Annotated in this window: 25 protein-coding genes and 1 riboswitch; of the genes, 8 read left to right on the forward strand and 17 right to left on the reverse strand. The window is 38.7% G+C overall.

From position 1 onward, the window contains the following. Positions 1 to 154: 154 nt before the first annotated feature. Entirely contained in the window at positions 155 to 1,723 is a 1,569-nt protein-coding gene (locus tag ACMGGO_RS20345) for a PucR family transcriptional regulator (RefSeq protein WP_103117389.1), read from the forward strand. A 52-nt stretch (positions 1,724 to 1,775) separates the two neighbouring features. Here ACMGGO_RS20345 and ACMGGO_RS20350 read toward each other — a convergent pair whose 3' ends face one another. Further along, positions 1,776 to 2,570 carry a carbon-nitrogen family hydrolase gene (locus ACMGGO_RS20350; protein WP_103117388.1) on the reverse strand — a complete coding sequence of 265 codons (795 nt, stop codon included), beginning with the start codon at positions 2,568 to 2,570 and terminating at the stop codon, positions 1,776 to 1,778. A 96-nt stretch (positions 2,571 to 2,666) separates the two neighbouring features. On the opposite strand from ACMGGO_RS20350, the gene ACMGGO_RS20355 reads away from it, so the two are divergent. Continuing rightward, positions 2,667 to 3,836, forward strand: coding sequence for a pyridoxal phosphate-dependent aminotransferase (locus ACMGGO_RS20355; protein ID WP_420282186.1), 1,170 nt, complete (start codon positions 2,667 to 2,669; stop codon positions 3,834 to 3,836). Between the two features lie 42 nt (positions 3,837 to 3,878). Here the strand turns inward: ACMGGO_RS20355 and ACMGGO_RS20360 are convergent, their stop codons facing one another. Further along, positions 3,879 to 4,382, reverse strand: a complete 504-nt coding sequence (locus tag ACMGGO_RS20360) for a PPC domain-containing DNA-binding protein (protein WP_420282187.1) — start codon at positions 4,380 to 4,382, stop codon at positions 3,879 to 3,881. A 122-nt stretch (positions 4,383 to 4,504) separates the two neighbouring features. Next, a riboswitch (SAM riboswitch) is annotated at positions 4,505 to 4,609 on the forward strand. A gap of 88 nt (positions 4,610 to 4,697) precedes the next feature. Between ACMGGO_RS20360 and ACMGGO_RS20365 the strand changes: the two genes are divergently transcribed. From ACMGGO_RS20365 to ACMGGO_RS20390, 6 genes are all read left to right on the forward strand, one after another. Further along, positions 4,698 to 5,528, forward strand: a complete 831-nt coding sequence (locus ACMGGO_RS20365; protein ID WP_066037029.1) for a MetQ/NlpA family ABC transporter substrate-binding protein — start codon at positions 4,698 to 4,700, stop codon at positions 5,526 to 5,528. 107 nt (positions 5,529 to 5,635) lie between these two features. Beyond that, positions 5,636 to 6,661 (forward strand): methionine ABC transporter ATP-binding protein, encoded by a 1,026-nt coding sequence (locus tag ACMGGO_RS20370; protein ID WP_420282188.1) that lies wholly within the window; start codon positions 5,636 to 5,638, stop codon positions 6,659 to 6,661. After that, positions 6,654 to 7,325 carry a methionine ABC transporter permease gene (locus tag ACMGGO_RS20375; protein ID WP_048393370.1) on the forward strand — a complete coding sequence of 224 codons (672 nt, stop codon included), beginning with the start codon at positions 6,654 to 6,656 and terminating at the stop codon, positions 7,323 to 7,325. The genes ACMGGO_RS20370 and ACMGGO_RS20375 overlap by 8 nt, the downstream gene beginning before the upstream one ends. A gap of 13 nt (positions 7,326 to 7,338) precedes the next feature. Continuing rightward, a complete protein-coding gene (locus tag ACMGGO_RS20380) occupies positions 7,339 to 8,118 on the forward strand; it encodes an enoyl-CoA hydratase/isomerase family protein (protein WP_048393368.1) in 780 nt (259 codons plus the stop codon). Positions 8,119 to 8,132: 14 nt separating this feature from the next. Continuing rightward, complete coding sequence (locus ACMGGO_RS20385; RefSeq protein ID WP_048393366.1) at positions 8,133 to 9,293, forward strand: alpha-hydroxy acid oxidase; 1,161 nt, start codon at positions 8,133 to 8,135, stop codon at positions 9,291 to 9,293. Next, positions 9,290 to 10,486, forward strand: a complete 1,197-nt coding sequence (locus ACMGGO_RS20390) for a CaiB/BaiF CoA transferase family protein (protein WP_420282189.1) — start codon at positions 9,290 to 9,292, stop codon at positions 10,484 to 10,486. Before ACMGGO_RS20385 ends, ACMGGO_RS20390 begins: the two co-directional genes overlap by 4 nt. 134 nt (positions 10,487 to 10,620) lie before the next feature. Here ACMGGO_RS20390 and ACMGGO_RS20395 read toward each other — a convergent pair whose 3' ends face one another. The 15 genes from ACMGGO_RS20395 to ACMGGO_RS20465 form a co-directional block, all read right to left on the reverse strand. After that, positions 10,621 to 11,820 carry a glycine C-acetyltransferase gene (locus ACMGGO_RS20395; protein WP_016992223.1) on the reverse strand — a complete coding sequence of 400 codons (1,200 nt, stop codon included), beginning with the start codon at positions 11,818 to 11,820 and terminating at the stop codon, positions 10,621 to 10,623. Positions 11,821 to 11,878: 58 nt separating this feature from the next. Beyond that, on the reverse strand, positions 11,879 to 12,955 hold the full coding sequence (locus ACMGGO_RS20400) for a nucleotide kinase (protein WP_420282190.1): 1,077 nt from the start codon (positions 12,953 to 12,955) through the stop codon (positions 11,879 to 11,881). Positions 12,956 to 13,056: 101 nt separating this feature from the next. After that, positions 13,057 to 13,692 carry a YczE/YyaS/YitT family protein gene (locus tag ACMGGO_RS20405; RefSeq protein WP_420282191.1) on the reverse strand — a complete coding sequence of 212 codons (636 nt, stop codon included), beginning with the start codon at positions 13,690 to 13,692 and terminating at the stop codon, positions 13,057 to 13,059. 119 nt (positions 13,693 to 13,811) lie between these two features. Beyond that, positions 13,812 to 14,306: a Cys-tRNA(Pro) deacylase gene (gene ybaK / locus ACMGGO_RS20410; RefSeq protein ID WP_288583003.1), complete on the reverse strand. Its 495-nt coding sequence runs from the start codon at positions 14,304 to 14,306 to the stop codon at positions 13,812 to 13,814. 24 nt (positions 14,307 to 14,330) lie between these two features. Further along, positions 14,331 to 15,056: a hypothetical protein gene (locus ACMGGO_RS20415; RefSeq protein ID WP_420282192.1), complete on the reverse strand. Its 726-nt coding sequence runs from the start codon at positions 15,054 to 15,056 to the stop codon at positions 14,331 to 14,333. 326 nt (positions 15,057 to 15,382) lie between these two features. Continuing rightward, positions 15,383 to 16,036 (reverse strand): VanZ family protein, encoded by a 654-nt coding sequence (locus ACMGGO_RS20420; protein WP_054549096.1) that lies wholly within the window; start codon positions 16,034 to 16,036, stop codon positions 15,383 to 15,385. Between the two features lie 45 nt (positions 16,037 to 16,081). Next, positions 16,082 to 17,620 carry an acyl-CoA carboxylase subunit beta gene (locus ACMGGO_RS20425; protein WP_048393355.1) on the reverse strand — a complete coding sequence of 513 codons (1,539 nt, stop codon included), beginning with the start codon at positions 17,618 to 17,620 and terminating at the stop codon, positions 16,082 to 16,084. A gap of 53 nt (positions 17,621 to 17,673) precedes the next feature. Further along, complete coding sequence (locus tag ACMGGO_RS20430; protein WP_420282193.1) at positions 17,674 to 18,456, reverse strand: enoyl-CoA hydratase; 783 nt, start codon at positions 18,454 to 18,456, stop codon at positions 17,674 to 17,676. After that, positions 18,453 to 19,370: a hydroxymethylglutaryl-CoA lyase gene (locus ACMGGO_RS20435; protein ID WP_048393351.1), complete on the reverse strand. Its 918-nt coding sequence runs from the start codon at positions 19,368 to 19,370 to the stop codon at positions 18,453 to 18,455. Before ACMGGO_RS20435 ends, ACMGGO_RS20430 begins: the two co-directional genes overlap by 4 nt. A gap of 14 nt (positions 19,371 to 19,384) precedes the next feature. After that, complete coding sequence (locus ACMGGO_RS20440; protein ID WP_004225532.1) at positions 19,385 to 19,597, reverse strand: acetyl-CoA carboxylase biotin carboxyl carrier protein subunit; 213 nt, start codon at positions 19,595 to 19,597, stop codon at positions 19,385 to 19,387. A gap of 66 nt (positions 19,598 to 19,663) precedes the next feature. Continuing rightward, entirely contained in the window at positions 19,664 to 21,022 is a 1,359-nt protein-coding gene (locus ACMGGO_RS20445) for an acetyl-CoA carboxylase biotin carboxylase subunit (protein WP_103117377.1), read from the reverse strand. Positions 21,023 to 21,037: 15 nt separating this feature from the next. Continuing rightward, complete coding sequence (locus ACMGGO_RS20450; protein WP_103117376.1) at positions 21,038 to 22,672, reverse strand: AMP-binding protein; 1,635 nt, start codon at positions 22,670 to 22,672, stop codon at positions 21,038 to 21,040. A 43-nt stretch (positions 22,673 to 22,715) separates the two neighbouring features. Further along, positions 22,716 to 23,858: an acyl-CoA dehydrogenase gene (locus ACMGGO_RS20455; protein ID WP_420282195.1), complete on the reverse strand. Its 1,143-nt coding sequence runs from the start codon at positions 23,856 to 23,858 to the stop codon at positions 22,716 to 22,718. Positions 23,859 to 23,977: 119 nt separating this feature from the next. Further along, a complete protein-coding gene (locus ACMGGO_RS20460) occupies positions 23,978 to 24,595 on the reverse strand; it encodes a TetR/AcrR family transcriptional regulator (RefSeq protein ID WP_131520718.1) in 618 nt (205 codons plus the stop codon). A 305-nt stretch (positions 24,596 to 24,900) separates the two neighbouring features. Next, positions 24,901 to 25,953, reverse strand: coding sequence for a hypothetical protein (locus ACMGGO_RS20465; protein WP_420282196.1), 1,053 nt, complete (start codon positions 25,951 to 25,953; stop codon positions 24,901 to 24,903). Between the last annotated feature and the right edge of the window lie 36 nt (positions 25,954 to 25,989).

Here is a 25,989-nt window from a genome sequence, read left to right on the forward strand (position 1 = left end):
CTGTAAAATTCTATACTTTTGTTTTATACATAATGTAAAATAGACTAAATATTCTTAAAATAATTTTTAAACGATTTTATGAGTAAATTCTCTGCACCAAGCAGAAATTTTTGAATTCTAACCGCTGACACGCATGTCAAAAGGAGGGGCAAAAATGAGCCCATTTCAACTAAAAGTACTAGACGTTTTACAGAATAAATATTTTCAAAATGCAGAGGTAGTTGCAGGTCATGAGGGATTAACAAGGAGCGTTAAATGGGCACATGTACTAGAAATCATACATGTTGATAATTTTTTAGTTGGTGAAGAGTTAGTATTAACTACAGGGCTTAGTCTCCAACATAGTATTGAGGACTTTGTATCCTTTATAGAAGCCATCATTCAAAAAAATTGTGCAGCACTTTGTATTGAATATGGCACCTCTATTCAAGCAGTACCTGAAGCGATTTTAACACTTGCCAACCGCCACCAGTTTCCTATTATTGTTTTCCATGAAGCAGTTCCTTTTGTTCGTATTACACAGGATTTACATAGTCAAATTATCAATCAGCAATATCTATTGATTTCTTCACTAGAAGCTTACTCACAAACATTGAACAAAAATGCAGTATTGGGACAAAACGCGGACGATATTTTACAAAATATGTATAATGAATTAAAAATACAAATTATGTTTTCCATTAAGGGAAGAGAACCTGTCTTTTTCCCGAATATGGCTCATAAAAAGCGGCAGCAATTCCTAACATTGAATACATCGTCTCAGCAATTTAAACATGAGCCTATTTTTCTATTTGATCAACATTATGCCGATTTATCAATTTATCGAGAAGATGGGCTTTTCTCCGAATTTGAATTATTAATATTAGATCGCACGGCAACAGCGTTGGCACAGCTTTTAATGCGAGAGTTCTATATTGAGGAAAAAAAGAATATTGAGGATGCTTCGATTTTAGCTGATTGGATTGATCAAAAACTATCTAAGGAGGAAATCTATAAATTTATCGTTACACATTATACTAACTATACACAATCCAGTGGCACTGTCTTTATTTTGGCTTCTCCTAATACGTTGACAAAGGCACAGGAGGATGTAGTCTATAGTAAGCTTTATTATCGTAATCTCTTTGAGCAACATGGCTTTATTCCATTTTTATTTGAAAGAAAAAGCTATGTTATTTTTATTTTACTGCATACAAAAGATAGTAAAGCCATTCGTGATATGTTAAACAACATGTTTTCCTCTTTGGTCAAAACTGAATTTTATAAAAAGCAGCAGGCACAAGGTTATCAGATAGCTATTGGGAAGGTCGTTTGTGATGTGGATGAAATTCCTAAAAGCTATCAAACTGCACTGGAAACCTTATATATTTGTCGAAAAGTACAAACGTCCTCGTTCTTTTATGATGATCTGCATTTATATCATTTAATCTATAAATTACAAATGCAGGTGGATTTACAGGAAGTGATTTACGACTATTTACAGCCCGTTATTGAATACGATGAAAAATATAATAGTAAGCTTCTCGAAACATTGCAAGTGTATTTACAAACAAATGGCTCTAAACAGCAAACAGCGAATCAATTGTTTATTGTTCGTCAAACACTCTATCACCGCTTAAAAAAGCTTGAAAGTTTACTTGGTAAAAATTTTATGAACGGGCATAACCGCATTACACTTGAATTTATGCTACTAGCCAATTCATTAATCGAGGATAAGAGCTAGAAAAAAGTTGGCACGCTTAAAAGGTTAACTCCCCTCCTAAGCGTGCCCTTTATTACCCTTTCACAACTACATCGTGATACAATCCAGGTCTACGATCATCGTAAACAGGAATTCTTCCACGTACTTCATCGACAATAGAAAAGTCTACATCGATCACTGCTACTTCCTCGTCCTCAGCACCTACCCATAATACTTCTCCCCAAGGTTGAATAATCATAGACTGCCCATTAAAATTTTCTACCTTTTTCGAAATACGATTTACTGCAATGACAAAGCATTGATTTTCAATTGCACGAGCCTGTAGCAACGTTTTCCAATGGTCAATCCTTGGAGTTGGCCACTGCGCTGGTACAAATAATACCTTTGCTCCTTGTAATGCATGTGCACGTAACCATTCTGGGAAGCGAATATCATAGCAAATGACACCAGCAGCTTCAATATCATCTAAAGCAAAACGATTCATTTCATCCCCTGCTTCCAAGTAAAGATGCTCGTCCATTAAACGGAAAAGATGTGCCTTGCTATATTCCCCAACAAGTTCTCCATTACGATCAAAGGTATACATCGTATTATAAAATTTATCGCCTTTCTTTGTTGAAACAGAGCCCCCTACAATATGTACATCAAGTTCCTTAGCAAGTTTAGCCAAAAAGGTCTTTGTCCGCTCACCATTGATATCTGCTAGCTCAGGCAGTTTCTCTAAAGCATAGCCTGTATTCCACATTTCAGGTAACACTATGATTTCTGCCCCATTTTTTGCAGCTTCACGAATCTTATCCTCGGCACGTTCAAAATTTTCTTCAACTTTGCCAAAGCCAACATTTAATTGAATACAACCGATTTTCATCTCTATTCCTCCTCTAGACAATTATCAGAAAAAGTAATACTATTTGCTTCATATTCTTCAATAATAATTATTATATTCTGAAAAAGGTGATCATGCATGGAATTCTCTAAAAAACTACAGCAACTACCCACTCAATTTTTTGCAGCACTCGTTCAAAAAGTAAACTTGGCTCTAGAAGAAGGGCGTGATGTCATTAACCTTGGGCAAGGAAATCCCGATCAGCCAACGCCTATTCACATCATTCAAGCATTACAGGAAGCAGCTGAAAATCCTCAAAACCACAAATATTCACCTTTTAGAGGTCTCGCTGAATTACGCCAAGCTGCTGCGGACTTTTATCTACGTGAATATCAGGTAGAACTAAATCCAGATACAGAGGTAGCGATTCTTGGTGGAACAAAAATTGGTCTAGTTGAGCTACCTTTAGCTGTGTTAAACCCTGGTGACACGATGCTCTTACCAGATCCTGGCTATCCAGATTACCTATCAGGTGTTGTACTAGGAGACGTCAATTTTGAAGTAATGCCCCTTTTTGCTGAAAATGATTTCTTACCTGATTATCATGCATTACCTGATGAAGTGAAAGAAAAAGCAAAGCTTCTTTACTTAAATTACCCGAACAACCCTACAGGTGGTACAGCATCACTTGCGTTTTTTGAAGAGACCGTTCGCTTTGCGAAGGAGCACAATATTATCGTATCACATGATTTTGCTTATGGGACAATAGGATTTGACGGTAATAAACCAGTTAGCTTCCTTCAAGCAAAGGGTGCAAAAGAAGTAGGAGTTGAAATGTATACATTATCGAAAACCTATAATATGGCTGGCTGGCGTATAGGCTTCGCTGTAGGGAATGCCGAGATTATTGCTGCTATTAATCTAATTCAGGATCATCTGTTTTGTAGTCAATTCCCTGCCATTCAACAAGCCGCAGCAGTAGCACTGACGGCTTCCCAACAATGTGCGGATGAACTACGAGCTACTTATGAGCGTCGCCGCAATGTACTCATTGAAGAAGCTCGAAGAATTGGCTGGCATGTTACGGCTCCAAAAGGCTCCTTCTTCGCATGGCTCCCTGTACCACTAGGCTATACAAGTGAACAGTTTGCTAATCTTTTGCTCGAAAAAGCTGATATCGCTGTAGCAGCAGGTAATGGCTTCGGTCAATATGGTGAAGGATATGTACGCGTAGGATTGCTGGTTAGTGAGGAGCGCTTACGTGAAGCAATCCATAGAATCGAGCAATTACAATTGTTTAAAAGATAATGACGCCGTATCCTGTAGCTATCCCTAGCTACAGGATTATTACTATTTTTCAATTTTCCTTGGTTGCCCTAAACCATTTTCTAATGGATAAAATTGAACATGACCTGTTTCATCATCCCATTTTCGAATATGTTGAATTCCTTGTACCTCTGCCAACACGATGTCAGCAGTAATAACAGGGTTGCCCCCTTTTATTAAATGCCCACCTGATACAGCACCCCATTGATCGCTCATAGAACCATGGAAATGTGTCTCATATCCACCATCTCGTTTACACACCACACCTGAACCTTGAATAAATTCTAATGGTCCCTCTTTTTCAATCACATCACTAAACCGAACTTGAATTTGAACTGTTGCATCTGGCACTAGATAAACAAAGCTACTTTTTTGAAAGCTGCCAATACAGCTTACAATTGTTGCTGACTCTATACTATTCTCTTCGCAAAGCGCTTCAATCCCTTCAATGATATCTGTTCCCGTTAGAAAACGAGCACTAATAACCTTACCAAATGAACCTATACCATAATTAACTCTTACAGACATTGTTATCCCTCTTTTGCGTCGAAATATTATAATTATATAAAAAATTTAAAAATTATTTATTGACTTACTATACCCTATAAATTATATTAGTTCTATCGGAATTACAAAAAAATATTATAAATCTCTTATCAAGAGTAGCTGAGGGACTGGCCCTATGAAGCTCGGCAACCTCCTTTTTAAAGGAAGGTGCTAAATCCTGCAAACGATCTTCGTTTGATAGATAAGAGAGGACATCTTTTCATGAGCCTCTCTTAATTTGTAAGAGAGTTTTTTTATTTTCAAAAAACCGATAAAAACAATCTTGGAGGTATTTTCATGAAAAAGAAAAATAAATTTTTAGTAGGTTTAGCAAGTTTAACATTAGTAGCAGCTTTAGCAGGCTGTGGCTCTAAAGAAGATAGTAAAAGCCAAGCTGAAGGAATTGATGAAAAGAAAATCGTTGTAGGCGTCACTTCTGGTCCACACGAACAAATTGCAGAAGTAGCCGCTAAAGTAGCAAAAGAAAATGGGCTAGAAGTTGAACTAAAATCATTTTCTGACTATGTTTTACCTAATACATCCTTAGCTGAAGGTGATCTTGATGCGAACAGCTATCAACACGAGCCTTTCCTAGATACATTTAATAAAGACCATGATACAGATTTAGTACCAGTGGGCAAGACGATTTTAAATCCAATGGGTATCTACTCAGAAAAATATAAATCCTTTGATGACATTCCTGAAGGTGCAACGTTTGGCTTACCAAACGACCCAACGAATGGAGCGCGTGCCCTCTTTGTTTTACAGGAAGCTGGCTATATTAAGTTAAAAGAGGGTGCAGACTTAACAGCCTCGATCCGTGATGTAGAAGAAAACAAAAAGAATTTAAAATTCATTGAATTAGAGGCGGCTCAAATTCCTAAACAACTTAGTGAGGTAGATGTAGCAGCTATTAATACAAACTTTGCATTAGAAGCTGGTATTAATCCTAAAGATGACTCTATTTTATTGGAATCTACTGATTCTCCATACGTGAACTATATTGTTGTACGTGCTGAAAATGAAAATGATCCAACAATTAAAAAGTTCGTTGAGGCTTACCAATCTGACGAAGTGCGTCAATTCATCGAAGAGGAATTCAAAGGTTCTGTAATCCCTAGCTGGTAATATGTTCAGAAAGCTTCTATAAAGCCGAAGAATCTGCTGAAATTCCCCAATGGGAAGACGAGCAGATTCTTGCTTTTTAGAAGGTTGAGAAAGGAGCAAACAATTGCATGATTCAATTACAAAATATCTCAAAAGAATTTAAGTCGAAAAAAGGCATCATAAAAGCTGTGGATGGCATCAATCTTCACGTAAAAAAGGGACAAATTCATGGTGTAATAGGCTATAGTGGTGCTGGTAAAAGTACACTCATTCGTTGCGTTAATCTACTAGAACGTCCTACAGCAGGAAAAGTAGTGATAGACAATGTAGACATTACGACCCTTTCTCTTCACGAATTACGTCAAACACGCCAAAAAATCGGGATGATCTTCCAGCACTTTAATCTCTTAAAAACAGCAACAGTTTACAATAATATTGCAGTTCCCTTAAAGCTACTAGGCTATAAAGAGGCGGAAGTAAAAAACCGAGTAGCTAAGTATGCTGAAATTGTCGGTTTAACAGATAAATTAGATAGTTACCCAAATCAACTTTCAGGTGGTCAAAAACAGCGTGTGGCTATTGCACGTGCCTTAGCACAGGAACCAGAGATTTTACTTAGTGACGAAGCAACAAGTGCACTTGATCCTGAGACAACGGAAGCCATTCTTGAATTGTTGTTAAAAATTAATCGTGAATTAGGCATTACGATTCTGCTCATCACACATGAAATGAATGTAATTCAAAAAATTTGCGATGAGGTTTCTGTTCTAGAATCAGGGAAAGTTGTGGAATTTGGCACAGCGATTGAACTTTTTGCGAAACCGAAGCACCCTACAACGCGAAAGTTTTTGAATACAATTTCACAACGTAATTTATCCCCTTCTCTTATTGAGCAATTAAATGTTTCAGGAAGTGTAATCCGTTTAACATTCCTTGGTGAAAGTACTGGTAAGCCATTATTAGCAGAAATCACTAAGGTATATGATGTGCAACCAAATATTTTAACAGCCAATATTATTGAATTAAAAAACGGTATTGTCGGCAATATTGTGGTGCATTTACATGGCGAAACGCAGATTGTCCAAAAGGCGTTAACGTATTTTTCAGAAAATGGCGTGGCAGTGGAAGAATTAGGAGGTGCGTTCAATGAGTAGTATCCAAAGCTTCTTTACAGATTGGTCAGATGTTATTGGCAAAGCAATTATCGAAACATTTCAAATGGTTGGAATTTCATTATTTTTCTCCATTCTGATTGGCATTCCATTAGGGCTATTAATCGTTTTAACACGACCAGGACAATCCTTTGAAAATAAATTTTTCTATCAGTTTTTTAATCTATTTATCAATATTGTTCGCTCTGTTCCATTTATCATTTTACTATTCTTCATCTTACCTTTTACCAAGTTAATTGTAGGTACAACAATTGGTGTTAAAGGTGTAATCGTACCACTAGTTGTTTACACAGCTCCTTATATTGCACGACTGATGGAGTCTGCGCTTTTAGAAGTGGATTCCGGAGTAGTAGAAGCCTACACAGCCATGGGTATTAAACGTCGCCATATCATTTGGCATGTCCTATTACGTGAAGCGCGACCATCTATTATTTTAGGCTTAACAATTGCCACAATAGGATTAATTGGTGCAACAGCAATGGCAGGAATGGTTGGTGCTGGCGGTTTAGGTGACCTTGCCTATCGTTATGGTCATTTGCGCTATGAGGTTGATGTGATGTATGCAACTGTCTTTATCTTAATCATCCTTGTGCAGAGCATTCAATCCATTGGTAACCGCTTCGCCGCGAAGTTGAAAAAAGATTAAGAGGAGAATGAAGATGACAAACGAAATTTATGTAGAGAAAAATGGCTATATTGCAACGTTAGTATTAAACCGCCCGGATAAACGGAATTCTTTATCAAGGGCAATGTTTCAAGCCATAGTAGACCAACTAGAGCTGCTCCGTATAGATTCTTCCATCAAACTTTTAATTGTTCGCGGTGTCAATGAAGTAGCCTTTTCTTCCGGTGCAGATATTAGCGAGTTTTTAGATGTTCGTTATGCTACAGACAATGCTAAAGCCTATAATGAATTGGCTCTAAAGGCGATCGATGCTCTCTATAAATTTCCACACCCGACAATTGCTATGATTCAGGGCTTAGCAATTGGTGGTGGCTTAGAGTTAGCAAATGCTTGTGATTTTAGAATAGCAACGCCTAAGAGTAAGCTAGGCATTACCGCTGCAAACATAGGTATTGTCTATAATTTAGAAAGCACGAAACGTCTCATCAATATTGTTGGTGTCGCTAAGGCAAAGGAAATTTTGTACACAGCTACTATTTTTACAGCTGAAGAAGGAAAAAATATTGGTTTAATCACGGCCCTACACGAACCAGAGGAAATTGATGAGGCGACATTGCAATTCGCTGAACATTTATTAAGTAAATCATCCATTGCAAACGCAGGCATCAAAAAAATTATCCAAGCAATTGTTGATGGTGAAATTGAAGAAAACGATGAGCTGGCACAGTTAGTTTTGGATTCATTTAGTTCAGACGATTATAACGAAGGTATTCAAGCCTTTTTAAATAAAAGAAAGCCTATTTTCAATAAATAAGTGAGGTAGTAACGATGACAAACATAACTGATGGCGATCTACTCTTAAAAAATATAACTGCACAAGCCCCCTTCCCCATTTGCTTTGCAGATTTAGAAAAGGCCGTAGCGGAAAAAATCGAAGCTGGCCCTTTTGGCTACATCCGTTCAGGTGCTGGCGGTGAACAAACACTGCGCAATAATCGTGCAGCTTTTGAGAAGTATTCCATTGTTCCCCGATTTTTAAATGATGTGTCAAACGTTGATACATCGGTTCATTTGTTTGGTAAAACATATCCAACTCCTTTGCTTTTTGCTCCTGTGGGCATGAACGGAATGGTTCACGATGAAGGTGAGCTTGCCGTTGCACGTGCCGCCCAGTTTTTAAATATCCCTTATATACAAAGCACTGTGTCCACTTTTGCTCTTGAAGAAGTTGCTCAAGCTGCGCCTTCTGCAACAAAATGGTTTCAATTATATTGGTCTACTAATGAAGAAATTGCTTTTAGCATGGCTGCACGTGCGGAGGAAGCTGGATTTGAAGCGATCGTTTTAACTGTCGACACCGTAATGCTAGGCTGGCGTGAAGAAGATGTACGCAATCAATTTTCACCATTGAAGCTAGGCTATGCAAGAGGAAATTATATGAATGATCCCGTTTTTACAGCCACTTTACCTGATGATTCATTCGAGTCCTACGTACAAGGTGTCTTGCAAAATGTCTTCCACCCAACACTTAATTGGGAGCATGTTCGAGAGCTAAAAAAACATACCAACCTTCCTATATTATTGAAGGGAATTTTACATCCTGAAGATGCAAAGCATGCTATCGACAATGGTATTGATGGCATTATTGTATCAAACCATGGTGGCCGTCAATTAGATGGTGTAATTGGTTCACTTGATGCCCTTCCTGCTATTGTGAAAGTTGTGAATGGACAAATTCCTATTATATTAGATAGTGGTGTATATCGTGGCATGGATGCCTTAAAAGCACTTGCTTTAGGAGCGAATGCAGTTGCAATTGGACGTCCTTTCGTCTATGGACTAGCCCTTGAGGGACAACAAGGTGTCGAAAAGGTGATGACCAATCTTTATGATGAATTAAAGGTTTCTATCGCATTAGCCGGTGCTACCTCTGTCAAAGGATTACGCAACATCACATTAGTCAAACAGGATGGGACTGAGGGTAAATGAAACAAGCATTACAAGGATTAAAGGTTATCGATTTATCACAAGTCTTAGCAGGTCCCTATTGCACCATGGTATTAGCAGATATGGGTGCAGAAGTTATCAAAATTGAAAAATACCCAAATGGAGACGATACCCGTACAATGGGTCCATTCGTTAATGAAGAAAGTCATATGTATATGATGGTTAATCGTAATAAAAAAGGTGTCTGCATCAATTTAAAAACGACTGAAGGACTGACTTTATTTAAAGAATTGATTCAATCTGTTGATGTACTTGTGGAAAATTATCGACCAGGTGTCACGAAAAAGCTTGGTATTGATTATGACACATTAAAAGCCATCAATCCTGGCCTAATTTACTGCTCTATTTCCGGTTATGGTCAAACAGGTCCTTATAGTCAAAAGGGTGGCTATGATATTATGGCTCAGGGTCTGAGTGGCTTAATGCATATGACAGGTGAAGCAGATGGACGACCTGTAAAAGTTGGCTTTGCGGTGAATGATATTGCTGCTGCACAAACAGCCTTACAATCGATTTTAATGGCCTATATTTATAAGCTTCGTAGTGGTGAAGGTCAATATATTGATGTGTCCTTAGTGGAGTCAGGTCTTGCGTGGACTGTTTGGGAGGCCGCTGCTTACTTCGGAAAGGGTGAGTTACCTGAGCGAACAGGAACCGCCCATCGTGTGTCTGCGCCCTATCAAGGTTTCAAAACACAGGATGACTATATTCTAGTAGGTGCTGGCAATCAAAAGCTATGGGAGATTTTTGCGGCAAAGGTTGTCAATCGACCTGATTGGTTAGACAATCCTCTCTTTGCTACCAACTATTCACGTGCCCAACATGTGAGGGAGCTGGAAGCAGAAATTGAAAGCGAGCTAATTAAGCATAAGGCTATCTACTGGCTCGAACTATTAGATAAGCATGGTGTACCATCTAGTCCAATCTTTTCTTATGACCAAACATTGAATGACCCTCATATACTAGAGCGTGGCATGGTACTGTCCTATGAGCATCCGACTGCTGGACCAATGAGAACATTGGGCTTCCCAGCTAAGTTTTCACAAACACCTGGACAGCTAACAAGTGCAGCACCCACTTTAGGACAACATAATGAAGAAATTTTACAGGCATTAAATATTTCTGATCAAGCTATTCAACAGCTCAAGGCAGGCAAAATAATTGGGGCAAAATAAAGTGATTGTCTATTTTTAGATCGCCCTATCAGTTAGATTTAAGCTTCTATCGGTCACTTTTTTGATTCTATCCTTCACTTTTTCTTTTCTATCATGCAAAAAAAGGCTTCCCCATCCATGAGGAAGCCTTTTTCTTATTGAATAACGCCTAATTCACGACCAACCTTCTCGTAAATCGCAATTGCATCATCAAGCATTTCTTTTGTATGTGCCGCTGTTGGCATATTCCGAACGCGACCTGTACCTTTTGGAACTGTTGGGAAGACAATTGATTTTGCATAAACGCCTTCTTCAAATAAACGTTTTGAAAATTCCTGTGTTAATTTTTCATCCCCAATGATGCATGGTGTAATTGGTGTCTCAGACGCACCAATATTAAAGCCAAGCTTCTCAAGCCCCGCTTTTAAATAATTACCATTATCCCACAGCTTATCGTGTAGCTCTGTTGAATCAATCAGCATTTGCACGGCTGCTGTAATAGCGGCTACATCACCTGGTGGTAATGCTGTTGAGAATAGGAATGGGCGTGAGCGAACTTTTAGCCAATCAATTAAATTTTTCTTACCTGCTACATAGCCACCTACTACACCAATGGCTTTTGATAATGTACCAATTTGGAAATCAATTTCTTTTTCTAATCCAAAATGCTTCACAGTTCCTTTTCCTTTACCTGTTACACCCGAACCATGTGCATCATCCACATACGTGATTAAATCAAACTCTTTAGCTATTTCCACAATTTCAGGTAATTTAGCAATATCACCATCCATTGAGAAGACACCATCTGTGATAACCATGATTTTATTGTATAAACCTGATTCCTTTGCTGCCTTTGCCTTTGCACGTAAATCCTCCATATCAGAGTGATTAAACGCGATGATTTTTGCCTTTGATAAGCGACATCCATCAATAATAGAGGCATGGTTTAATTGATCAGATAGAATGGCATCATTTTTATCCATTACAGCCGAAATAGCTGCCATATTACAATTAAATCCAGATTGATAAGAAATAGCCGCTTCTGTTCCTTTAAATTCAGCAAGCTTTTCTTCTAATTTTACGTGCAAGTCAAGTGTCCCGTTGATTGTACGAACAGCACCTGCTCCAACACCGTATTTATCAATTGTCTCTTTGGCAATACGCTTTAATTCTTCATTTGTTGCTAAACCAAGATAGTTGTTAGAGGATAAGTTAACAAGATTTTTGCCACGGACCTGAATAATTGGGCCATTTGCTCCCTCTACTGGATCGATTTCATTGTATAAGCCTTGTTCATGTAAGGCTTGTAGGTTTTCATCTAAAAATGCATTCAATACTTTTGACAAGCGTATCATCCTTTCCTAGGAAAACTGTTCTCGCTCCTAGTTTAGCACATGCAAGCCATTAGCTACATTACTTTGTTAATCTTTCGAATAGCGGCGCTGTTTTTTCGCGCCATAAAGAAGCCGATAGACAATTATCTAATAAACGACGAACGGTATATTCAGCTTCTGCATATCGTTTGGAATGGCCCATCGCATCCTGTATAGCTTCTTTGTATTGTGCTCGCACTGCCTCGATCGCAGTTTCTGCTTCCTCTGACAGCGCACAATGTTGACCAATATCAAATATCTTATCTCCTAACCTACCATCCTCTGGATCAAAGATATGAGGCTCTGTGCTATCAAAAATACAGAAATTAAGCTCTGGGATAATGACCATATCTACAGATCCCGCATCTAAGCCACACCAAACAATTTGTGCATCAAGCCCTCTTGCATTTGCTTCATCGGCTAAGCTTTTCATTAGTGAAGATTTGCCTGTACCTGGCTTACCTTTAATCATGAAGCGAGTCGTGATACTTTTGGTGATACTATCCACTGTATTTTCCGCACCTCTAGGAGTTAGCGTTCCCAGTAAACGATGTGTCCGCATACCTGTTTTATTCAGAATAATAGATTGGAACACTTCCGACTTTAAATTTTCCACCTGTTCATTTAATGCCTGCCAGTTCATACAGCTTTGTGTGATAACCTCCCAGTCATCATGTAGCTTGATTGCTTGATCCAGTTTCGCTATGCATTTTTCACGCCATGTTGCACGCTCATGCATCGCCTCTGCAAGCTGTTCTCCAACCTTTATAAGCTGTATGTCTTCTAAGCATTCATAGAAAGACATGACACGATGCTTTGTACCGAGTAAAGTTGGCTCGATATTCCACTCAGATGCCCATACAAAAAGTCTGTTACAGCCTTTTATATAAACGGCCTCAACAACCTCCTCTAATAAAGCATGCTTAAACCACTCGACAGCAAAGCCCTGTTTCACATAGAAGTATCCTAGTTCTTTTAACAGTTCTGAACCTTTAAATGTGGCAGGCCCTTGCAAAAAATAAACGAGAGACGCCTCTTCCATCATTTCTTTATATAAATGCTTCACACCTTGGCCAGTCAATGCGTGTCCAAAATAATACGTTACATTTCCGTTCAAATGTCGTTCCTCCTTTAGCTTGTGCCCTGCATTATATGAAAGAACGCTAAAAAAAATGAAAAGCTACTTCTATCTTTTACAGATATAAGTAGCTTCTTAGTTTAATAGAATGGCTTCATGCCCTCTATATTTCCAATACATTTCATCAATATTTTACGACAATACGGTAATGAATATTGCACAATATAGCCTGAAGTTAAGGCGATCAATACCGTCCCTACTCCAACTGGTCCTCCTAGAAGCCAGCCAACAATGGTTACAAGTACTTCAATTCCCATTCTTGCTGTTTTAATAGATCCACCAAACTTTTCGACAAGTATCATCATTAAGGTATCCCTTGGTCCTGCGCCCATATTCGGTGCAATATACATCCCACAGCCAAAGCTCAAAACAAATAAGCCAATAATAAAATATGTAATTTGTAAGCCATATACATCCGTTGAGGGCAACATCCAATTAAATACATCAATAAACGAGCCAATTAACAGCATATTGAGCCAAGTACCTAAATTTGGCCATTGACGCAATACAATGGATGTTGAACCAACTATAAAGAGTCCTGTTACAATAGACCATGTGCCAATACTTAACCCAAAATTTTGAAATAGACCTATATGTAAAACATCCCATGGGCTTGTGCCAACAATTTTCCCCTTTATCGACATCGTGATGCCAAGTGACATCACCATTAAGCCACCAATAAAAAAGGTCCAACGCCACCCCATTATTCTACGCATACCTTATCCTTCTCTCTTTGAATAATATTGCTATTACTGTATCATACTTTCAACCAAAATTAAGCTATAGTGCTTAAACTAAACCGTTTATCTTACCACATAAAAAACTACCCATTCTCTCACTCATGGGTAGTTGTAATTGAGGCAAGTTGTGCCTTTGTTATATTCTTCAAATCTTCTATTTGTACATGAATTTGCATACCAATTTTCCCAGCACTAACGATTATACTACCTTGTTCTTGAGCAGATACATCGATGACCGTTGGATATAACTTCTTCATCCCTACTGGTGAACATCCACCACGAACATAACCAGTATGGCTAAGTAGATCTTTTACCGCTAACATTTCAATTTTCTTTTCCCCAACTACCTTCGCGGCTGCTTTTAAGTCCAGCTCTTCAGCTACTGGAATAACAAATACAAATAACCTTTGTGCACTTGCTTTTGCTACTAATGTTTTAAATACCCGAGCAACAGGCTGTCCTATTTTCTCAGCTACAGAAACACCATCAACTTGACCGTCCCCTGTTTCATATTCCATCACATCAAAATGAATTTTTTGTTGTTCTAATAAACGAATCGCATTCGTTTTCGCGTGCTTTGCCTTTGCCATGTCAACAATCTCCTATCTACAGCATCAGGCTATCAAAGAGAACATAGAATCCTTGTCTGGACGATAGCCATTTTTCGTCATTTGAACGTGAGCAGCATATCTTTCCGATGCCTGTTTAAATGCTCTTAACTTGAATGCAGTCTCATAGTTCTTACCGAAAATTGTATCTGCAAATGGGTCCAATTTCAATTCCTTCGAGTAACGTTCAGGAACCTTCACTTCAATGATGTCACGTACAAAAGATGGTTCGCTTTCATTTGTGGCAACCTCGTCAACATTTGAATTATTTAACATATGCTGTATTTGAGCATCAACGCTTTGCGCCACACGTAAATCTTGAGGAGAAGGCTCTGCTGATGACAATGCTGCATTACGTACCTGCTCTAAAATGTGCAGTGTGTCACCTAGTTCTGAATCGGATATATTCGAGGGATCAGCGTTATCATTCATTCCTACTTTATAGGTTTGCTCATGTGCCCGTACACTCTTTTCTGTTTGCTGTAAATCTTCCATAATGGCTTTCTGCTGAGGAGTTACTTCTTTTGACTCTTCTTGCTGCTGGTCATACAAATCTTGGTCAGTACGTCCTAATAATAAATTTTCAAGTTCAATCAATAATGGGTTTTTCTTTGGCTGAAAATACATCGCATTTTTTCTATAGGCATCTCCTGCCTCTTTACGCTGAAGTATTTTTTTACGATTATGCTGGGATGAAATTCTTTCTTGTTCCATTAAATTTGATATTTTCATAGTTTTCACCTCGCCCTTCTATCTACATATGCTAATAAGTTAATAGATATGAACATTCTTCCTAACACTCTATCTATACCATTTTATAAGTTTCTGTACACTCATTATCGGAATTTTCACTATTAAATTCAAGCACTAATTACTACTAACCTCCTAAAGAGATACTAATTATTTTCAAAAATAGGTATAAAGAATCTCATCTAATTAATGTTTTCATATTCATTTATTAGCTCCATACCCTTTTCAATAAAATTTATTACCATATACACTACACAAATAGTGTTAATCAACGTAAAAAAACAGCCCTTCATACTGGACTGCTTTTCTTATTTTTTGGGTCTAATCAATATCCCTTTATAGGCTAAGTAACCAAGCCATGCACCCATTGTATTCAAAATTAAATCATCAATATCCGCAGAACCAACGGTAAAAATAAATTGAACGGTTTCAACAGCAAGACTAGAAATAAAGCCTAAACAAATAATAACCCACGCTTTTCGGAATTTCTTCGATAGTAATGGCAGTAAAAAGCCCATTGGAGTAAAAATTAATAAGTTGCCAAGTAAGTTAACGATTATAATTTCCCAATTAAAATATTGAGAGTAGTTTATATAACGGAGAATCGTTTCGAAGGGAATAAAATTAGTAGTTAATCGCCAACTACTATAATCAAACAATCCTAAGTCACCTATAGAGTAATCTCCCTTTAATAAAAGGACGACTACATCTACTAAGCGATCAATAACCAATTTATAAAAAGCCATAAATGAATAGATACTAAATAAAATCCAACCTGCGATCTTTAGCGGCAAATGATATGTATCAATGACATCCCGATATGGTAATGGGAGCTTGGCATTATTTTGAACATCCGCTATGTTGTTTTTAGACAAGCTTAACACCCACTTCCCTTTTATTCCTTCCCATATTTTAATATGCTCAACTATAGCTTGCAAGTAGCTGAAAAAATTATCATCCAAAAAGGCTGTCTCCTACCAGCAGAGACAGCCTTATAATAAGTATGTTTAAACTGGGTTTACCCCATGCTTACGTTGTGAGAATAATAAGTATTTTGACATATAAAGTTCTAAGCGATTTTCTAGTACCTTACGCAGCTCATTAGGCTCAATCACATCATCAATGATAAGCTCTGAAGCTAAGCGATACACATCAATTTCCTCTTGATATTCTTTACGTTTCTCGGCAATGAAGCTTGCTTGCTCTTCTTTTGGAAGTTCTGCAATTTTATTGGCATAGACGGCATTGACAGCAGCTTCTGGTCCCATTACGGCAATTTGTGCATTTGATAAGGCAATACAGCAGTCTGGTTCAAACGCAGGACCAGCCATTGCATATAATCCTGCACCATACGCTTTACGCACAATGACCGTTAGCTTAGGAACAGTTGCCTCACTCATGGCAAAAATCATTTTAGCACCATGACGGATGATTCCTGCTTTTTCTACCTGAGTACCAATCATAAAGCCTGGAACATCTGCTAGGAATAACAGTGGGATATTGAATGCATCACAAAGTGAAATAAATTTCGCCGCTTTATCAGCAGAATCGTGGAATAGCACGCCTCCCTTAACACGTGGTTGGTTAGCGATGATCCCAACGGATTGTCCATTAATTCGTGCAAGGCCTGTAATTAATTCTGGTGCAAATAATTTCTTAACCTCACAAAACGAATCTTCATCAATAATACGATCAATTAGCTTATACATATCAAATGGTACATTTTGATTTTGAGGAATTAATTCTTCAATAGATTTATCAAATGAAGCTGGTGGTTTAGGAGCCTCTACATTGCTACGCTCTGCATAGTTATTCGGGAAATATCCTAAATATTTGCGCGCATAAGTAATAGCCTCCTGTTCGGATTTAACAAGCACATCTCCACAACCAGAAACGGAACAGTGCATTTTTGCGCCACCCATTGTTTCTAAATCTACTTTTTCACCGATAACCATTTCGGCCATTCGAGGAGATCCTAAATACATAGAAGCATTCCCTTCTACCATCACCACGATATCGCAAAATGCAGGAATATAGGCGCCACCCGCTGCGGAAGGACCAAATAATAAGCAAATTTGCGGAACTTTTCCTGACAGTTTGACTTGATTGTAGAAAATGCGTCCTGCACCTCGGCGTCCCGGGAACATTTCAAGCTGATCTGTAATACGCGCACCCGCAGAATCCACTAAATAAAGTAATGGACAATTCAACTTTTCAGCGGTTTCTTGAATGCGAATCATTTTTTCAACCGTGCGTTTTCCCCAAGAACCAGCTTTAATCGTTGAATCGTTCGCTAGCACACAAACTGTGCGACCATGGATTTTACCAATACCAGTGATAACGCCATCTGCTGGTAAATCCCCTGCTAAACAGTTCGCATAGAGTCCATCCTCTGATTGAAGACCATCATCAAGTAATAGTTCAAGACGCTCACGTACAAATAGCTTGCCTTGTTGTGCATTTTTGTCATGATATTTTGGTAATCCACCTGCTAAAATTTTATCTTTCATTGTAGGTGGTGTATTTTCTGTCGAGATATTGCTCATGTTTATTTCCTCCCTTTGCCCAATCGATTACACCAAAATTATTTCTTGGCGTTTTATTTCCCTGAATATTGTGGCGCTCGCTTCTCTTGGAAGGCAAGTAAGCCCTCTAATCGGTCTTCTGTTGGGATCAGTGCACTATATGCAAGTGATTCAATTTTTAAACCGGTAGCTAAATCTACCTCAACACCTTGATTGATCGCAACTTTGGCTTGCACTAGAGAGAGTGGTGCATTTTTTGCCATTTCCAGTGCAAGCAGTTGTGCCTTATCTAATACCTCATGTCCTTCATAAACATACTCGATAATGCCATAATTTTCAGCTTCTTTAGCACTGAGCCTACGTGCTGTATAAATTAATTCCTTTGCTTTACCAAGACCAATTAGACGTGGAAGTCGCTGTGTTCCCCCAGCTCCTGGAATAATACCGAGTGATGTTTCTGTTAAGCCAAGCTTTACATGTGTAGCCGCAATTCGTAAATCACAAGCTAGTGCCAACTCCAAGCCTCCACCAAAGGCAACACCATTTAAGACAGCAATGACAGGCTGTGCAAGCGTTTCAACTTTTGCCACAGTGGCACCAATCAGTTGCACGATCTGCTTCACTTGTCGATCAGACATTCCTTTACGTTCCTTTAAATCAGCACCTGCACAAAATGCCTTTTCGCCTGCACCTGTTAGAAGGACTACACGCACTGCTGGATCACCATTGATTTGATCAAGTGTGGCAGACAGCTCATGCAGTAATTGAACCGACATAGCGTTAGCAGCTTCTGGTCTTGAAAGAGTAATAAGTCCAATACTACCCTCTAGTAATTCAAATCGAACGAGTTGTGTCATCCTTGATTTGCACTCCTTTCATTGCGGACAATAGCCATTTGCTTTGAGGCAACCGCTTTGCCTAACTTCTCTTCAATAAAGAGTGCTGCCTCTAGCACCTTTTGTCGATCTACGCCTGTTTCAATGCCCATCTCATCGAATAAATACAATAAATCTTCTGTGGCTACATTACCTGAGGCACCTTTCGCATATGGGCAGCCCCCTAGCCCACCAAGCGCACTATCAAACTTGGTAATACCCATCTCTAAGGATTTCATAATATTGGCTAATGCTGTCCCACGTGTATCATGAAAATGCATGGCAAATTTTTCAGCAGGATACCTTTTTAGCAATTCCTCTAAAAGAAACTCAACCTGCGTCGGTACACCAACACCAATTGTGTCACCAAGCGATATTTCAGTCACACCCATCTCCAATAATTTTTCCGTTACTCGTAATACCTTGTCAGGGTGTATATACCCCTCATAGGGACAACCAATAACCGTTGAGATATAACCTCGAACATGTTTTTTTGCAGCCTGAGCTCCTACTACAACTTCCTCTAATATGGGAAATGTATCTTCTATGGTTTTATTAATATTACTTTGGTTATGGCTTTCACTAGCAGACATAAAAATACTTACTTCATCTACTTCAGCCTGTAATGCGCGTTCTAAGCCCCTCATATTGGGTACAAGTGCCGCATAGGTAATATCCTTATGTCTTTTAATGGCTTGCAGAACCTCGACTGCATCTGCCAATTGAGGAATCCATTTGGGATGCACAAAAGATGTCACTTCAATATAATTTAATCCTGTTTGACCTAATAAATTTACTAATTGCACTTTATCAGCTGTTGAAATATGCGTTTTTTCATTTTGTAAGCCATCACGGGGACCAACTTCTTTGATTGCGACTTGCTTAGGTAGCTGCATAAACAAGCCTCCTCTTATTCAATTTCTAAAATATCATCATCAACGTTAATGAAGTCTCCCTCATTGGCAATGATTTTCGTCACTACGCCATCCTCTTCTGCTGCAATTGGAATTTCCATTTTCATCGATTCTAAAATAGCTACATCTTGACCTGCTGTCACTTTCTCACCCTCTGTTACGACGATTTTCCATACTGTTCCTGCCATGCTTGCTTTTACTGTTGCCATAATCATTCACTCCTATTTTTTATCATGTATTCGTCCCTCTATAGAAGCACGAATACATGATAATTGTTATTTTGTTTCTGCTAATTGCGGTAAATAATATTGCTCTACAAATTTTGTCGTCGTATAGCCTTTTAAAAATTGCTCATGTGTGACGGTTTTTAACAGCATCGGGATATTCGTTTGAATCCCCTCCACTTTATACGCCTTTAGCGCTTGTGCTAATCTTTCGCAGGCAATTTCTCTTGTTTCCCCCCACACCACCAATTTACTAATCATTGGATCATAGAATGGTGTTACCACTGAACCAGACTCTACACCACACTCATGTCGAATGCCTTCACCTGTCGGTAATTCAAGAGTCGTAATAGTACCTGGAGACGGGAAAAACGTCGAAGGATTTTCAGCGTATATGCGCACTTCAATCGCGTGCCCCTCTTTAGTAATACTTTCTCTAGTAAACGTAAGAGGTTGTTTTGCCGCAATTTTTAATTGCTCTTCTACTAAATCAAGCTTCGTAATTTCCTCGGTAACGGGATGCTCTACCTGTAGTCTTGTGTTCATTTCTAAAAAATAAAAGTTTTGATCTTCATCAACCAAGTATTCGATTGTTCCAGCATTGACATAACCAATATGCTTCGCCGCCTTAACTGACGCTTCTAGCATTTTTTCTCTTGTCTCTTGTGAGATAAACGGTGATGGTGCTTCTTCTACTACTTTTTGATTTCTTCGTTGAATAGAGCATTCTCGTTCAAATAATGGAACGACATTACCTTGATGATCAGCAATAATTTGCACTTCGACATGGTGAGGGTTAGCAATGAATCGCTCCATATACATCGTGCCATCACCAAAGAATGATTGTGCACGCTTTTGATTGCCCTCAAAAGCTTTGGCTAGTTCCTCAGCATTTTCAACTAGCTGCATACCGATACCGCCACCGCCTGCCGATGCCTTTAACATAATCGGATAGCCTAAACGCTCCGCTATGTCAGTGGCTTCTTCTACATCCTTCACTGGCGCTTCTACACCCTCTACAATCGGTACACTAGCAGCTTTCATTGTTTTACGAGCCTCTAATTTACTGCCCATTGAAGCGATCACATCAGCACTTGGCCCGATAAACACTAAACCTGCCTCTGTACAACGTTTCGCAAAATTTGCATTCTCTGATAGTAAACCATAGCCAGGATGAATAGCCTCTGCGCCACTTTCTAGTGCAATTTCAAGAATGCGGTCGATGTTTAAATAGCTCTGTGCAACAGGTGGCTTCCCTACACAGAAAGCCTCATCTGCATCTTTCACATGTAAGCTTTCAGCATCTGCCTCTGAATAGATAGCAACCGTATGAATATTTAGGCGCTTGCATGTTCTGATCACACGTCTAGCAATTTCCCCACGATTTGCAATTAATACCTTGTTGAACATATCCACTGCCCCTCCTTACTTTACGGTCATAACGAAATCTTCTCGTAATTTATATTTTTGAACTTTTCCAGATGCAGTCATTGGGTAGTTATCAATAAAGAAAATATGTCGTGGAATTTTATGTCTTGAAATTTTATCCCGACAATAATCTCGGATTTCTTCCGATGTGGCCTGCTCTCCTTCTTTTAAAACAATCCAAGCTGCCGCCTCCTCGCCATAAACAGGATCAGGGACACCTGCAACCTGAACATCTGAAATTTTCGGATGTGTATAAAGGAACTCCTCAATTTCACGAGGATATAGGTTTTCGCCACCACGGATAATCATATCCTTTAAACGACCTGTTACACGGACATAACCTGCTTCATCCATCGTTGCTAAATCACCTGTATGCAACCAACCATCCTCGTCAATCGCCAGATCTGTTTCCTCCTGGTTTTTATAATAGCCCTTCATCACATGATAGCCCCTTGTACACAGCTCTCCCTGTTCATTTGTCGGAGCTTCCTCGGTAGTTCCAGGAACAACAATCTTTACTTCTAGGTTAGGTAAAGCGCGACCAACCGTCTCCACCTTTAACACTAGCGGGTCATCCGTTCTTGTCTGTGTAATAACAGGTGATGATTCTGTCTGACCGTAGCATATTGTTATATCTTTCATGCCCATCTTCTCAATGACCGCTTTCATAACCTCAATTGGACAGTTTGATCCTGCCATGACTCCTGTACGTAAAGTTGAAAGATCGAAAGATGCAAAATTCGATAAATTCAGTTCACTAATGAACATCGTTGGCACGCCATGTAATGCAGTGCATTTCTCTTGTTGAACGGTTCTTAGTACCTCTTCAGGTGAGAACTCCTGTACTGGTACCATTGTTCCACCACTTGTTGTAATGGCTAATGTTCCTATGACACAACCAAAGCAATGGAAGAATGGGACTGGGATACATAGGCGATCCTCTGCCGTTAAACGCATACATTCTGCAATGTTAACAGCATTATTGACTAAGTTAAAATGCGTTAGCATGACTCCCTTAGGAAAGCCTGTTGTACCAGAAGTATATTGAATATTAATGACATCATCATAATGAAGAGACTGCTCTCTCTGATCTAACTGTTCCTCGGTTACTTGCTCGGCAGCAGTTAAAACGTCTGACCAATTAAGTACGCCGGGGTATTTGGTTTCACCGATTAAAATAACATTTTTTAATAAAGGTAGTCGCTTTGATTGCAAATTACCTGGTTCACAATGTTCAAGCTCTGGACATAACTCTTGCAGTGTATTGATAAAAGAATGGTCTCGATAATTTTCAATTAAAAAAATCGTTTTAGCATCAGATTGCTTCAATAAATACTCCAACTCACTCGCACGGTAATTCGTATTTACCGTTACAATTGGAGCACCCATCTTCCCTGTACCAAATTGAAGCTGTACCCACTCAGGAACATTCGTCGTCCATACTGCGATATGGTCTCCCTTTTCAATTCCTAGAGCCATTAAACCTCTCGCTACGTATCGTGCTTGACGATTTAGCTGTTCATAAGTCATGCGTAAATTTCTGTCAGCATAGACCAATGCTTCATTCTGCGGGTACTTTTTTGATTGTTCATCTAGCAATTGACCAATTGTTTGATACACAAGTTCTGCCATGAAGATCCCCCTTATTTATGCTATTTAACTTAACTGATGATGATTAACAGCCAATTAGACGAGAAATAACGAGACGTTGAATTTCAGATGTTCCTTCACCGATTTCCATTAATTTAATGTCACGTAAATGACGTTCTACATCGTATTCCTTCATATATCCAGAACCGCCATGAATTTGGATTGCCTGATTACATGTACGGAAGCCCATTTCAGAAGCAAATAGTTTAGCCATCGCAGCTTCTTTGCCAAATGGCTTCTTTTGATCTTTTAACCATGCTGCTTTATGTACTAGCGTACGAGCAAGCTCTATTTCCATCGCCATATCAGCTAATTTAAATTGGATCGCTTGTAGCTTCGAAATAGGTGCACCAAATTGCTCACGTTCCTTCGCGAATTTTAGTGCCTTTTCATAAGCAGCCTGGGCAATTCCAACAGAAAGAGCAGCGATTGAAATACGACCACCATCCAATGTATTTAAAAACTGGCTAAAGCCACGTTTTTCATCCCCTAATAGATTTGTTCTTGGGACACGGACATTTTCTAACACAATTTCACATGTATTGGAGCCACGTACACCCATTTTGTCATAATTACAGTTGATTGTTACGCCTGGTGTGTTTGTTGGCACAATAATAGAAGAAATAATCTTTTTATCATCTTCACGTTTACCTGTTACCGCCGTTACAATAATTTGTCGAGCATATCCTGCATTGGTGATCCAGCATTTCTCTCCGTTAATGATGTAGTCATCACCATCAATAACAGCTGTAGTACGTGTGCCCCCTGCATCTGAACCTGCATTTGGCTCTGTTAAACCGAATGATCCTAATGTCTCACCCTTAGCTAATGGAACTAGCCACTCTTGCTTTTGTTCCTCTGTGCCGAAGTTGTAAATTGGTGAGGCTCCTAAGCTAACAGCAGCTGCATAGCTTAACCCTGTGCCCCCACATGCTCGACCAATCTCCTCTACAGCTAAAGCGTAGGACACCGTATCACCACCTGATCCACCATATTCCTCAGGAAACGGGATACCCAATAAGCCTAGTTCTGCCATCTTCCTAAAGCTCTCTATTCTCATTGTTGATGTCTCATCAACCTCACGAGCATACGGTTTAATCTCCTTCTCAGCAAAATCACGCACCATGTCTCGAATCATTTCTTGCTCTTTTGTTAATTCAAAATTCATCCCTAGTCCCCCTAATGTCGAATTTGCCATAGTAAATGTAGCTTAAGAACAATTGCTTACAGTTAATACCGACTAGTCGGTTTGTAAAAACAAATAATAAAACCAGTGTTTTCTACTGGCTACCCCTTTATTATAAATTGCTTCGCTTCTTCCATGGCTTGTTCTGTCACAATTGCCCGTAATACCATATCGGTAAAAACATCTGTGATTTGCTCCATCGTTAATGGTCCTGATTGCTTAAACCATTTGTATGTCCAGTTAATCATCCCGACTATTGCCATTGTTACAATTGTACAAGGTAATTCGGTACGAAAAACCTTTGCTTCCTGACCCTCTGCTATCACTCTTTGTAAAATATCACGATAGTGATCTCGCTTTTTATGGATGATGTCACTATATTCATCTGAGAGTGAACGACTTTCTTCATAAAAAATCGTAATATGTGCTTGATACATATCAAATACTTGTGTCAGTGTTTGCAGCATGGCACACAAACGTGTGATGGGTGTATCGAATTTGTCATATGCAGCTTGCGATTGTTGAATGACATATGAAATAAAGACATCATGAATTTCATACAACAGTTCATCTTTTGATTTAAAATTATGATAAAATCCACCCTTTGATGCCCCAATGTATTCCACAATACGATCCACTGTTACATTGTGATAACCATCTTGTTGAAACAATTCAACTGAAGCGTCTACAATTCTTTGTTTTAACGTTTTCTTTACCATAGGCCCTATCATCCTTCATCTAGCTCTATACTTCATCACTCCTTATAATCAGGAAAAACCCCTCAACCCTTAGAGTATTCTATTTTTTCCTAATTATAAAAATACTATGACAATACAAATATAACATTCTCAAAAATTGGTGTCTAGCACCGAATAGCTTTTTTCTATAGTTTCGAGCATAATTTTTACTTAAAACAGCATGGATAGATTTCGCAAACACAAATTAACTGTATGATATATATCTTGCTTTCATCACAAAAAAACAAAAAAATTTCCCTTACGTTCACAAAAGGGAAATTTTTACTTTATAAAGTTTTTGGTAGTTTACGTAGCCACGAAATAATAACAGCAACAATCAAGGCGAAACCTAAGTAGCCCATTGTTGAATAGACTTTACCAACTAATGTAGTAAATCCTACTAGGCTTGCAGCAAAACCTATTAATCCTATAACTACAATAGCTACTTTAAAATATTGATGGTCTGGCGCAATAAATCGAACTGTAAATGAATAGAACATCCCTACCGCAGTATTGTACATCATGCCTAATAAAGCAATAGACATTAAGACACCTACTATAGGCTGAATTTGTTTTGCTAATTCTAATGTTGGCATTGCTACTCCATCAATAACATTTATTTTAGCAAACATGGCTATATTGATTAATACAATTAAGATACCAAGCATTAAACCGCCAAGTAGTCCACCTCTGCCAGCAACTTTGCGGTCCTTTACTGTTCCACCCATTACAATTAACATTGCTGCACCAGCAGCGATATTATAGGAAACATAAAGTAACGCTCCCATTAACCAATTAGATGCTGCAGATGATTGTGCTTTCGCTAAAGTATTTTGCTCTGCAATGGATATATCCATCGTAAAGATAGAATAAATCAAAATAATAAAAATGATACCCATTAAATAAGGGGTAACCAATGCTATTAAATTAATAATATTATTAACATTTAATAGTAAGGTTAGTATAGTTATAACAACCATAAAAATACTACCAACTACTGGATTGATGCCAAACATCTGATGAAATGTTGAGCCTGATCCAGCAAACATGACAACAGCAACGCCAAATAAGAAAAACGTGATAACGATATCTAAAATAATGCCAACATATCGCCCTCCTATATGATAGATCACCTCTTTATGTGATGTTGTTTGTAAATCTGTTCCTAATTGAGCTAAACTCATTCCTAAAAATGCGAAGGCAAGGGTAGCAACAATGGCACCTACCATACTGTACAAACCAAAGCTAGTAAAGTACTGCATTATTTCCTGACCCGATGCAAACCCTGCTCCAACAATTAAGCCTACAAATGCTCCACCTATCTGCCAACTTTTTTTCATAGCCCACCTACTATTCTAATATAAGAAATTAAGTCT

The sequence above is a fragment of the Lysinibacillus sp. BNK-21 genome (assembly GCF_048684915.1).
In the GTDB taxonomy this organism is placed as follows: domain Bacteria; phylum Bacillota; class Bacilli; order Bacillales_A; family Planococcaceae; genus Lysinibacillus; species Lysinibacillus capsici.